Annotated in this window: 11 protein-coding genes; 4 read left to right on the forward strand and 7 right to left on the reverse strand. The window is 47.2% G+C overall.

Annotated elements, in window-relative coordinates; all coding sequences use genetic code 11:
* Positions 1–196 precede the first annotated feature (196 nt).
* The 5 genes from MiSe_RS43830 to MiSe_RS51670 all read right to left on the reverse strand — a co-directional run bounded on the left by MiSe_RS43830 (position 197) and on the right by MiSe_RS51670 (position 2,107).
* A complete protein-coding gene (locus tag MiSe_RS43830) occupies positions 197–646 on the reverse strand; it encodes a hypothetical protein (RefSeq protein WP_226592742.1) in 450 nt (149 codons plus the stop codon).
* Positions 647–752: 106 nt separating this feature from the next.
* Entirely contained in the window at positions 753–884 is a 132-nt protein-coding gene (locus tag MiSe_RS51665; protein WP_264196990.1) for a hypothetical protein, read from the reverse strand.
* Between the two features lie 16 nt (positions 885–900).
* The gene (locus MiSe_RS43835) at positions 901–1,353 is read right to left on the reverse strand and encodes a hypothetical protein (protein WP_226592744.1); all 453 of its coding nucleotides are present in this window, start codon (positions 1,351–1,353) and stop codon (positions 901–903) included.
* Positions 1,354–1,430: 77 nt separating this feature from the next.
* Positions 1,431–1,610 carry a hypothetical protein gene (locus MiSe_RS43840; protein WP_226592746.1) on the reverse strand — a complete coding sequence of 60 codons (180 nt, stop codon included), beginning with the start codon at positions 1,608–1,610 and terminating at the stop codon, positions 1,431–1,433.
* A gap of 374 nt (positions 1,611–1,984) precedes the next feature.
* Positions 1,985–2,107: a hypothetical protein gene (locus MiSe_RS51670; RefSeq protein ID WP_264196993.1), complete on the reverse strand. Its 123-nt coding sequence runs from the start codon at positions 2,105–2,107 to the stop codon at positions 1,985–1,987.
* A gap of 289 nt (positions 2,108–2,396) precedes the next feature.
* Here MiSe_RS51670 and MiSe_RS43845 point away from each other — a divergent pair, with 289 nt between their 5' ends.
* Both MiSe_RS43845 and MiSe_RS43850 read left to right on the forward strand, forming a co-directional pair.
* Positions 2,397–2,762 (forward strand): response regulator transcription factor, encoded by a 366-nt coding sequence (locus tag MiSe_RS43845; protein ID WP_226592748.1) that lies wholly within the window; start codon positions 2,397–2,399, stop codon positions 2,760–2,762.
* A 235-nt stretch (positions 2,763–2,997) separates the two neighbouring features.
* Positions 2,998–3,456 (forward strand): Fur family transcriptional regulator, encoded by a 459-nt coding sequence (locus MiSe_RS43850; RefSeq protein WP_226592757.1) that lies wholly within the window; start codon positions 2,998–3,000, stop codon positions 3,454–3,456.
* 108 nt (positions 3,457–3,564) lie between these two features.
* Here the strand turns inward: MiSe_RS43850 and MiSe_RS43855 are convergent, their stop codons facing one another.
* A complete protein-coding gene (locus tag MiSe_RS43855; RefSeq protein WP_226592750.1) occupies positions 3,565–6,630 on the reverse strand; it encodes a pentapeptide repeat-containing protein in 3,066 nt (1,021 codons plus the stop codon).
* Between the two features lie 288 nt (positions 6,631–6,918).
* Between MiSe_RS43855 and MiSe_RS43860 the strand changes: the two genes are divergently transcribed.
* Entirely contained in the window at positions 6,919–8,727 is a 1,809-nt protein-coding gene (locus MiSe_RS43860) for a DUF3685 domain-containing protein (RefSeq protein WP_226592752.1), read from the forward strand.
* Positions 8,728–8,804: 77 nt separating this feature from the next.
* Here the strand turns inward: MiSe_RS43860 and MiSe_RS43865 are convergent, their stop codons facing one another.
* A complete protein-coding gene (locus MiSe_RS43865) occupies positions 8,805–9,500 on the reverse strand; it encodes a Crp/Fnr family transcriptional regulator (protein WP_226592753.1) in 696 nt (231 codons plus the stop codon).
* A 30-nt stretch (positions 9,501–9,530) separates the two neighbouring features.
* Here MiSe_RS43865 and MiSe_RS43870 point away from each other — a divergent pair, with 30 nt between their 5' ends.
* Positions 9,531–10,901, forward strand: a complete 1,371-nt coding sequence (locus MiSe_RS43870; protein ID WP_226592755.1) for a GH1 family beta-glucosidase — start codon at positions 9,531–9,533, stop codon at positions 10,899–10,901.
* Positions 10,902–11,128: the final 227 nt, after the last annotated feature.

Here is an 11,128-nt window from a genome sequence, read left to right on the forward strand (position 1 = left end):
GTGGGGTTTGAAGGGTTTCTTTTCCAATCTTACACTTAGAATAAAGGGGCGCCCAAAAGAATAAAGTGGGTGATTATAATAAAATGGAAAAAGAGGGGGGGGGGCCCCCCCCCCAAAAAGATTTTCAGATTCTGGGGGGGGGGGGGCCCCGCCCGCCCCACACTTGCATAACTATTTTCACTTTATTTACTTGTACCTACTTAATCGCTTTCGCTGCTGAGGGAATTAATCGCGCTGCCATTGGCACCAATGCGCCCAAAAAAGCTTCTGCTTCCGCTTCGCTTTCGCTGTGCGCCGCTCGATAAGCGAGGTTTTCCATGACAATTTCATACTCGGTCATGGGAGCCGATTCAAATTCAAATTCCGATTCAAATTCACCCTCACCTAACATAGCTCCCCCCAAACCCCGCAGCAGGTTGGCGATAAACGGATCGCCTTCGTATTCGCCTTCAGACTCAAATTCAAATTCGCGCTGCCGCTTTCTCCTGGCATTACTAATTAAGCCGCCAATCGCTTTAATTGCCATTGGTGCTGCTTTGGCAAGTAAGGGCGCTAACAAAGGAAAAAATTCTTCGCTCTCGTACTCGCTAGCAAATTCGCATTCGGCTTCGCGGTCATGGCCAGTTTCTAATTCGTATTCAAACATTGTTTCACCTTTTTCAAAATTCAAAACAGGCACCTTTGCTAACAGCTAATGGCTAATAGATTCTCCCCAATTACCAATTAGCAATTAGCAATTAGCAATTACCAACCTACTCATACATCGGCTCTCTTTTCCGCTTGGGTGTGGTTTTGGGGACTTTGCTAGCAGTGCGAGAAGAACGTACCAGAGTTTTGGCACAGGTGACAGGATTGCCCAGTACTTTGCGCGTTTCACCAGCCATAACGCGAGCGGCTTTTTCAGCCAGCGGTGACAGGTTTTCCTTGGGCGGCTTGCCTTGCTAGAGTATGGCTAGCTCTAGCAACAATGGTGGGAACGGTTTTTACCAGCGGACGGGTAGTCGAAGATTTCCGCAAGGTGCGCGTTAATGTGGCAGCACCTTTGACCAACTTGGGAGAAATTCGCTGCATGGAAGCAGATTTAATTGGGATAATTCGAGCCGTAAAAGCACCCGTGTAAGCTTCTGCTTCTGCTTCGCTTTGGACTTGGCTTGCCATTGCTGCGAGAGCTTCTGCTAAAGCTTCTGGTTGCGGTGCGGCTTCGTATTCGTATTCGCTTTCAAATTCGTACTCGCTCTCAAATTCGCCGTTGAGTTCGTACTCAAATTCGCTTTCCCCTGCTAGCTGACCGGCAATAAGTAGGTGAATATAAATAAACTCACCACCATGGCGGGCGATTAGCCCACCCCACAAAACCTTCAATCTCTTGTGGGGTGGGCGTCCCGTTTGCCATAGGTAGGGATAGCTATTTTCACTTTATTTACCTGCACCTACTTATTACCCACCATTGCCCCCACTTGCGGCCCGCCTATGGCTGTGCCTACTGCTCGTGCAGCAATTGGGGCAACTTTTTTGAGTACGCGAGCTAATTTGCCAGCAATGCCACGAATTTTTCTGAAGAAAGCTTCGCTTTCATACTCGCTTTCATACTCGCCTTCCCCTTCAAACATACCTAAAGCGCCGCCAACACCTTTGATAACGTCGCCGAGAAATTCCTCGCCTTCCTACTCGCCTTCGTATTCGTTTTGTAATTCAGCCTCGAATTCGTTGGTTAATTCGCTCTCGTATTCATGTTGCATGGTTTCTCCGTCTAACATGACGCCGCTCCTTATTTGGTACGCTTTTCTAGCTATAACTGCTGACTTAAATAATTTACCAGTCGCTTTTTTAAGCGACGCTCACTTGGGGTAGCTCAAATGAGTGAGACTCATTTTTGAGCGGTGTAGGAATGTTAAGCGGTAATTGGTAATTGGATTCATTGGCAGTACGATCCCGTTTAACGAGATATCTCGTGGTTCCACAGATTGGTTGGTAAAACCCGCCCTTACGGTAAAACCCGCCCCTGCTCTTGACAATTACCCATTACCCTGGCGTCAGAAACCCGGTTTCTGAGTAGAGAGAAACCGGGTTTCTTTGGCTCGATGTAACTCTTTTGTGTGACGCTCATGGGAGTGATAGCCGTCTATACTGAGCGAATACTACCTGCAAGCGTGAAGGTTGCCCATTTTGCCCAGGGTTATGGGTTGCCATATTGGTATGTCCATCAAGGTTGATACAGCTTTCCCAAAAATTCTCCGTAAGTTCTGTATTGTTTTGTGTAGTATAGAAGTATCAAGGGTCTGGTATTTCTGTGTTTTTTTGTCAAGAGTTTAGAAGAATTGTGTATCTACTCCTGATATTCTGTGTAGAATTACGAACTCTTGTTTTTATCCCCGATCAAGGAACGGCTAGATAAAATGATTCCCCAAGAAGAAATTTTGAAGAATCTAGTGCAACAAGTTGATAATTCTGCTCCCTCAAAGGTGTTGCACCAAACTGAGGATACAGTAGACGAAATTTTGTTTGAGTCTAATATTGATGGCACCTGTTATTACCTCGTCCGCAGCCGACCCAGGAGCAATCATCCTACGCTTTTGAGTCCCCGCGAACGAGAGATTACTAAATTAGTGGCATTGGGTCTTGATAATAAATCAATTGGGAAAAAACTTGGCATCACTCACTGGACTGTGGCTACTTATTTGCGCCGTATTTTTAGCAAACTAGGCGTTAGTTCCAGAACCGCAATGACCGCTCGACTGTTAGAAGAAAACCTGCTCTCCTAATCGGGTGACGGTTTTTACTTTCCCAAGTGGGTGCTTTCTGCTACCGGGCCTTAAGCTAACCCAGCTCTACTTTACGCGCAGCGCGGCTGCTCAAACCCAGCTACGGCTAGACATTTTCAATTTGGCTAGGCTAAAGTTGTAATGAGTTTGCCTTAATTTAGGTAAAATAGTAAATAAACAGGATATGAGTAACTTACCAAAACCTCTTAGATCTTCAAGTACAGAAAACGCAGAAATGGGTGCGTCAGTATATAATGATACCAACAAACCCATTCGGTCTTTAGATGATGCTGTAGATCGGTGTCAAGCGCTGGGAATGCGGTTAAGCCGTCAGCGCCGTTTTATTCTGGAACTGCTGTGGCAAGCTCAAGAACACCTTTCGGCACGGGAAATCTACGATCGCTTAAATCAGCAAGGGAAAGCGATCGGTCATACCTCGGTGTATCAAAATTTAGAGGCGCTATCGAGTCAGGGCATTATTGAGTGTATCGAGCGCTCGGACGGTCGCTTGTACGGTAATATCAGCGACTCTCACAGCCATGTCAACTGTCTGGATACCAATCAGATTTTGGACGTTCACGTAGAACTGCCAGAGGATTTAATTCAACAAATCGAGAAACAAACCGGCGTCAAAATAACAGACTACACGATCAACTTTTACGGGTATCGGCAACCGAAAGCGAGTAATGGATGAGGGGGAATTGGGAATTGCTAATGGCTAATTGCTAATTGGTGATTGGCGATCGCAGATGCAAATCTAAAATCTAAAATCTAAAATCTAAAATTACCCATGACCTATTAGCTATTCCAAAAGTACTGTTTCGCCTTCCATCACATCGGCATTAGTGGTGGTCGCTCCGACAACGGAACCTTGTCCGTGCTGAATTAACAGCAGCGTTTGGTCGCCATCGTGGGATGCTTCAAAGCTGGCAGTTCTGGTATCTTCCAAACTAGCCAGAGCTTTTTGACAAGCTTGATATTGTTCGAGGGAAAACAACGCACCGTTTTTTTCTGCATAGTCTTTGGTGGCGCTGTCGAGTTGAGCTTGATACAAACAGGCGTTGGTGAGGCTGGCAAGTTGTAGGGTAGCACCGCACAGATTAGCACCTGTTAGGTTAGCTCCTTCTAGCTTAGCGGCTGTAAGATTGGCTCCGGCTAGGTTAGCGCCGGTGAGGTTAGCCCAAGATAAGTTGGCTTCTTGAAGGTTAGCATCTGTCAAATTGGCTCCTACTAACTCGGCTTTGAAGAAGCTGCTTTTCCAGAAGTTAGCTTCAGCCAGCATGGCATAATGCAAGCAAGCGCCATCTAAACTTAACTGATGCAGGCTGCCTCTGGCGCGCTGCCAGAAAGCTATGGGGGATAAGACGGTGGTGCGACCGATTAAGGTCAGGAGTTGGTCTGGATCGAACTCTTCCATGATTGTTGGCTCGCCACAAGGGGAGAAGTCGAGCAACGCTTCTCGGTGACAAGCACAGAGCAACAAGAAGGTATTAAGACCAACAGCAGCATCGATTTGCAAGGCGTTGAGGGAGTTGTGCGAGCGCACCTTATGCGCGATGCCGGTATCGAGCCACCTGCCGCGACAGTAAGAACGGTAGAAGCGATACAGGCGATCCGATAAAATTTCAAACGAGAACGCACTGCGCGATCGCGCTTCTTCCCGCCGCAGATACTCGATGGCGACTTGTTCCACCAGCGGTGGCAGAATGCCAAAGCAAAGCAAACTGTAAAGGTGAGACGCTACCTCATCAGGGGAATTGATGGCAAACTTGACTTCCCCATAGAGGTCTTGGACTTGTTGCGCCAGGATTTTGAGTTGTTGCGCGATCGCTACCCCAGCGAGATATTCTCCCAAACTGGGATGGGAGAATTCGATTTTTGTTGTCTGTCGATTATCGCTACTGATGCAAAAGTACAATGCTGGCAGCTGCATCTGTTCGGCAGGCTTTGTTGCTATTGACTTTTCACAGCTTTGTATGATATTTAAAGCCGCGACTTCCATTTGCTGTAGCACAGCCCCAGGGGAGCGACCTTGGAGTAGATTAGAGATCGCTTCCGGACTGCGACAAGCATGGGCTAGACCTTCTCGCACTGGCAGGTGCATCCTTTCCGCTGCTGACATAGTGTCAGGTGGCTCGCCCAAAAGCCAACGACAAAGCCGGTCGTGGATTTCAAATTTTACTTTAGAACCGGGCAAGGGCAAGATACTTTCATCCAGCCAGCCGTCGCGGTGTAAAATGCCCGCCAGCAACATCATCAAAGGCTGGTGGACAAAGTTAGCAAAATCCTTCACGTCTGGTTTAAAGTGAAATACTCCGCTTTGTTTCAAAAAGTTAAAGAAAGCTTGGGCAATGTATTTGGATTGCAGTTTCGACCACTGCTTAAACCACAGTTTCAATTGCTCCTGGTCTAAAGGTTGAATCGCGATGCGCCGGAACTGCTGGGATAAACCTCTTGGTTGCAGGGGTTTGCTGCTGTAGGCACCCTGAAGGATACCAGAGCTTAAGGTCAAAACAATCTTGTGACGAGGTCGCCCAAAAGCGTGAGTGCCCTGAACGACAAACTGACTCACCTGATCGAGGAAAGTAGAAAGGTGGCGCTCGGTTTGGGGAGAGCGAGGCAGTTCGTCTAATCCATCTAAGATTAACAAGACTGGCGGGTGTGGCGGCACTAGCCAGCCATCGGCGTCGGTAAACTTTCCCAAAGGGAAGGCGGTAGCGAGGGTTTGTGCCAAACTGCGGCATAGACTAGCATCTCGCAACCGGATCGATACGGGCATCCAAACTGGATAAAGCTCTTGGGCTACTTTTGCCGCGAAGAGTTGGCAAAAACTGGTTTTACCTGCGCCTGGGGGAGCTTCTATGACAGCAACGGTTTCTAAATCTGCCAGTTGGTTGGTTGCCCATTCCATCAAGTCTACTGACGAAGGCGCTTTTTCTCCCTTAGGGCTGTTGATTTCAATTCCCTTAAGCGGAATGTATAAATCTTTGAGGGCAAAGGGTTCTTCGAGTACTGGAGTCCCCAATGCTTTGAGGAGCGAGGCGCGGTAAGATTCGCGGTGCAAGTCAATCGCAGTGGGTGTTAAGCCAGGGGGAGCGAACTCGGTGGGTGGTTCGGTTTCTAGTTCTAGGTTGTCAGGTGAGGCGGCGAGTTGACCTAGTGCTTCCGGGGTGCTGGGGATATTTCCCAAGCGGACAAATTTTTGCAGTTGAGCTAAAGGCAGGGCATTAAAAGCGATCGCTTCCAGCAGGTAACCTGGAAGTGCGTAGACCAAGCGTTGTACGATCAGTTTGGCTTCGGTTTCTTCAGCACCGTTTGCCATCAGCCAAGCGATCGCCAGGTTATTCATTTGCTGACCGAGAAATGATTCACCTAGCAATGACAGCGCCTGTTCCGCTTGCGTATCGGATAGTCTACCCGGTCGCAGGGTTTTTAGCAGTCCTTGCAGTTGCGGATCGCCCAGAGCTTGCTTGCTGGGTTGTGTTGCTAGTTGCGCCAACAGACTAGCTCGATTTAACCAGGGTCTTAAAATCCGGTTTTCTTGTTCTAAAATCTGATGCAACGCCCGCAGATAAGCGATTTGAAACGCCAGCCAAGTTCCTTCATTGCGTTTGAGTGGCTTCTTGCGATGCCAAACTCGCAGCAATTCAACCGTCAGATCCGCAGCTGGCTGCATTTCTTGCCATGCCAGACTCCAAGGCAGTTCCAAAACTTCTGCGAACGGACAGATATCAAAAGTCGTTAGGCTTTTGACTTGCATATCTTGAACCAGGCGGAAGGCAATACCCGCAGTTTGGGCGCCTGGTGTTTTGAGCTGGGTCAACTGAATGTTATACTCTGCCAGCCACTGCCTAATGCTTAAGCTCATCGAACCTCTAAGGAAACGGCTCCCTATTAGGCCATTATGAGCTATGTTTTTGCTTGACTAACATCCCCCTGGCAAATCGGGAAAGTGGCTAACTTTTTACGGTAAGTAGAGAGACTTGCGTGCTTCCGGAACATGGGGGAGATTGCCCAGATAACGAAGATAAAGGAGATTTCCCAGACTGGGGAGATTGCAGAGACGAGGAAGCAATATTTTTGCCATTTTTCCTCACTTGCTTGTGTTTTTGAGCCGGAAAAATGTTAAGAAAAGTCAGAGCCTTGCTTGTGACCGATGACCACTGACCCACATTCAACATCCCTGAGCGAGCGCCAAATGCAAATACTGCTAATCGATGATGACCCTATTTTCCGACTGGGCATGCGCGTTTTTGTCGAGCAATTTGGCGATCTGCAAGTCGTCGCCGAGGCAGATCGGCTAACTACAGCTGGGCAAATTCTCACTAGCGGTCAGCCCCCCGTTGACTTGGTCGTTTTAAACTTGGATTTGGGTCGCAGCGATTCAAATCCCGCGTCGGGTCTAGAAATCTGCCAGCAACTCAAAACTCAGTATCCCAATTTGCCCATATTGTTGCTCAGTACGTTAAGAGACCCCGACTCCCTAGCAGCAGCACGCCAAGCAGGCGTTGAGGGCTATTGTGCTAAAGGCACGGCTGTTTCAGAGTTAGTGAATATTATTCGTCAAGTTGCTGCGGGTGAACGTTACTGGCAAGAAACACCGACGACCAGACCAACAAGTCAGATCCCCTCACCCCCTCGCCTTCTCCCCCCTAACTCTACCTTCTCCCTGTTGCGGCAGCGCCTCCACCAGTCTGGACTACGGCAAATTGACGCCGCTTTAGCCCAAGTAACCGCCGAATTACAAAATGTCGCACGATCAACTCTCGATCAAGCCATTCTCGCGGGACGACGGCGGGAGTTGCTGGCTTCCCGTTGGCTCGTAGAATGGCTTTTAGCACCCCGCGTCACAACGCCGGTAATGCTGGAAGGGGAGCAACGTAGCACAGGCGTCTCGCCTGTGGGAGATCTTGAGCAACGTAGCACAGGCGTCTCGCCTGTGGGAGCAGAGGAGTTATATGCTTCTGCTATGTCCGGATCGGAACTTAGTGCCAGTACTTGGCAATCCGTTTTATTTGACAATACTTTTGCCAAAATTCAGTATGGCGTCCAAAACCTTACCGACATTCCCCTAGAAATTGATATTTTTAGGTCTGATAAAAAGCAGGAATTGCTGTGTTTAATTTTACGTAAAATAGACGAAATTTTGGGCGAATTGCGCTTTTCCCAAGTGCAGTCCGAGCAGTTATCCCAAAAGCGAACAGCTATTTTGCAGGATTTGTGGCTCGGCACGACAACTGATTTTTTTGGTAAGTATTATACCCTGCAAATCGGCTATCAGGAATTAGAAGTTGTGAATGTTTTGCTGCAAGATGCTTTAATCGTTCAAACTGCTATTCTCGATAAAATTCCCCTCGTTGCCGAGTGGTTCGAATATCTGCTATTTCAAACTCCTTTAACGATTGATAATGCGTTGTACTCCCCTGGAAGTCCTGAAGCGCTGGCCCGAGCGGAAATTTTGATGCATAATTTAGTAATTCAAGTAGCTAATGCTGTCGTTCAACCGCTTTTGAATCGATTTGCTGATGTGGAAACGATTAAACAGAACTTCTATGACAGTCGGTTAATATCAACGCGGGAAATTCAGCGATTCAGGAATAATTTATCTTGGAAATATCGGTTAAGAAAATATGTTTACGAACCGGCGGAAATTTTTGAAAGTCGATATGTTTTATTGATTTTTACCGGGCGGGGAATTAGAAAAATATCTATTTATGCCCCTCGCAGTCAAGAGCTAGAAAACTTAAGCGGCGTTCAACAAACGGTGACTTTATTGTTGGAAACGAGAGATGCGATCTCGCCTCGTATCCGTTCAGTTGTTGCCTTCGTCGGTAAAGGTGTAGTTTACGTATTAACCCAAGTCATAGGGCGAGGAATTGGTTTAGTTGGTCGAGGAGTGATTCAAGGAATTGGAAACTCTTTGCAAGATAATCGTTTTGGCAATGGTAGCAATCGGCAAAAATAATTTTGCTAATTGCTAATTGCTAATTGCTAATTATTAATGCTGCTTTTTCTATTAGCGATTAGCAATTAGCAAGCGTTCTATATTTTGAGACCTCCTGCTAATCCGATTAAACGCTGTCGGTCTAACAACTTAATTTTAGAGCCATTCGTGCTAATAATATCTTCAGCACTGAGTTTGGCAAAAACCCGCGAGAGCGTTTCTGGAATTGTACCCAAAAGCGCAGCTAACTGTGATTTAGTCATGTCAAGTTCGACGAGATCGCTGCTGTTATTTCGGTCGCTTAAATAAAGCAAATAAGTTGCCAGTCTTCCCGGAACTTCTTTTAAAGATAAATCTTCTACTAATTGAGCCATTATGCGTAAATGACGGGCAAAAACCCCTAGAATTTTGATAGCTAAACTAGGTTGCTCTTGCAGCAAATTTAAAAAAGAGGTTCGCGGGAAGAATAACAACTCGCTTGTCTCCAGCGCCATAGCAGAAGCGGGGAAGTTTTGACCATCAAACGCGGGAACTTCAGCAAAATGATCGCCAGCAACAAATAAGTGCAAAATCTGTTCTTTCCCTTCAGGTGAAGTTTTATAGACTTTAACGCGCCCGGAAACAACAATAAAGAAACCGCTGCCTTCATCCCCCGCTTGGAAGATGATTTCACCTTTGGCGTATGTTTGAGCAAGCGCAATCCTAGCCAACTGCTCAACTTGCTCTGCCGGTAGACCGCGCCAAAGTTTAATATTAGACAAGAATTCTCTCAGTTGACTGTCTTGCTTGAGCATGGTTATTCTTACGTAAAGGAAATAGGGGTAATGAGTGACAAATTTCCCAACAATTTTATCTGGGGTGCTGCTACTTCTGCCTATCAAATCGAAGGCGCAGCGACGGGAAACAATCGCTTACCTAGCGTTTGGGATACTTTCTGTACTATACCAAATCGAGTTGTTAACGGCGATACAGGTGAAGTCGCTTGCGACCACTATCATCGCTACGAAACCGATGTCAAGCTGATGGTAGAACTGGGTATTAAAGACTATCGCTTCAGCATTGCATGGCCTAGAATTATTCCTGGGGGACGCGGCACTGTCAACGAGGCAGGTGTTGATTTTTACCAGCGGTTAGTCGATTGTCTGTTAGAACAAGGCATTACCCCACACGCTACCCTGTTTCACTGGGATAGTCCGCAAGCATTAGAAGATTTATACGGTTCTTGGCAAAGTCGCCAAATCGCACAAGATTATGCTGATTATGTTACTGCCGTCGTGAGTCGTTTGGGAGATCGCATCACCCACTGGATGACCCTCAACGAAATTTCCTGCTTTACCCACAAGGGTTATGGTGTCGATGAAACGCCAGTACATGCCCCCGGTACGCAGGTTAACAGCAAAAAAGCTGTCTGGCAGACTTCTCACCATGCTTTACTAGCGCACGGGTTAGGTTGTCAAGCCATCCGCGCCGCTTCCCCTGGTTCCTGTAAAGTATCGTTGGTGGATAATTTTTGTGTAACGGTTCCTCTCAGCGAGTCACCGGAAAATATTGCTGCTACCCAAAAAGCTTTTCATACTTGCGGCTCTAATGGCGGTATTATTTTTCCAGCCTTGACAGGTGCTTATAGTCCCGCTTTGCTGGAACTCTTAGGCGAAGATGCACCGGATATTCAAGCTGGAGATTTAGAAATCATCCATCAACCTTTAGACTATTTAGGTCTGAATATATACAAAGGCGCTTACGTGCGCGCGACAGACAACGAACAAGGTTACGAGATACTTGACTGGCCTAAAGGGTATCCTAAAATGCACATGCCTTGGTTAAATATTGTGCCGGAAAGCATTTATTGGGGAATTCGTCACGTCAGCGACACCTTGGGACATAAAGATTTACCTATATTGATTACGGAAAATGGCTGTGCGGCACAAGATGAAATTAATGCTCAAGGTGAGGTAATCGATAGCGATCGCATTCTATACTTGCGACAGTACTTAAAGTCGGCTCACCGTGCTTTAAGTGAAGGTTATCCTTTAACTGGATACTTTCTTTGGAGTTTGATGGATAACTTTGAATGGTCTTGGGGTTATGACCGTCGCTTTGGCATTATTTACGTAGATTATCAAACGCAACAACGCTTGCCTAAAGCGAGCTTTCATTGGTATCGCGAGTGTATTCGTCAAAATCGAGTTGTCTAATTAAGGCAAGTTGGTAATTGCTAATTGCTAATTGCTAATTGCTAATTGCTAATTGGATTTATATCATGTCCGCGAGAGATCAGTTGTGTATAGTTGATTGTGCGAAAAAGCGTTTTTTCTCCCCTTTGCCCCCCCAGCCCCCCCCCCCCCCCCCCCCCCCCCCCCCCCCCCCCCCCCCCCCCCCCCCCCCCCCCCCCCCCCTCCCGCCGCCCCGCGCCTTCTGCGAC

The sequence above is a fragment of the Microseira wollei NIES-4236 genome, from assembly GCF_020521235.1.
Taxonomy (GTDB): domain Bacteria; phylum Cyanobacteriota; class Cyanobacteriia; order Cyanobacteriales; family Aerosakkonemataceae; genus Microseira; species Microseira wollei.

Coding starts and splice junctions, on each gene's coding strand:
- MiSe_RS43855 (WP_226592750.1), bottom strand. CDS start 6,630: ATGAGCTTAAGCATTAGGCAGTGGCTGGCAGAGTATAACATTCAGTTG.
- MiSe_RS43870 (WP_226592755.1), top strand. CDS start 9,531: ATGAGTGACAAATTTCCCAACAATTTTATCTGGGGTGCTGCTACTTCT.
- MiSe_RS51670 (WP_264196993.1), bottom strand. CDS start 2,107: ATGAGCGTCACACAAAAGAGTTACATCGAGCCAAAGAAACCCGGTTTC.
- MiSe_RS51665 (WP_264196990.1), bottom strand. CDS start 884: ATGGCTGGTGAAACGCGCAAAGTACTGGGCAATCCTGTCACCTGTGCC.
- MiSe_RS43850 (WP_226592757.1), top strand. CDS start 2,998: ATGGGTGCGTCAGTATATAATGATACCAACAAACCCATTCGGTCTTTA.
- MiSe_RS43865 (WP_226592753.1), bottom strand. CDS start 9,500: ATGCTCAAGCAAGACAGTCAACTGAGAGAATTCTTGTCTAATATTAAA.
- MiSe_RS43840 (WP_226592746.1), bottom strand. CDS start 1,610: ATGTTTGAAGGGGAAGGCGAGTATGAAAGCGAGTATGAAAGCGAAGCT.
- MiSe_RS43845 (WP_226592748.1), top strand. CDS start 2,397: ATGATTCCCCAAGAAGAAATTTTGAAGAATCTAGTGCAACAAGTTGAT.
- MiSe_RS43860 (WP_226592752.1), top strand. CDS start 6,919: ATGACCACTGACCCACATTCAACATCCCTGAGCGAGCGCCAAATGCAA.
- MiSe_RS43830 (WP_226592742.1), bottom strand. CDS start 646: ATGTTTGAATACGAATTAGAAACTGGCCATGACCGCGAAGCCGAATGC.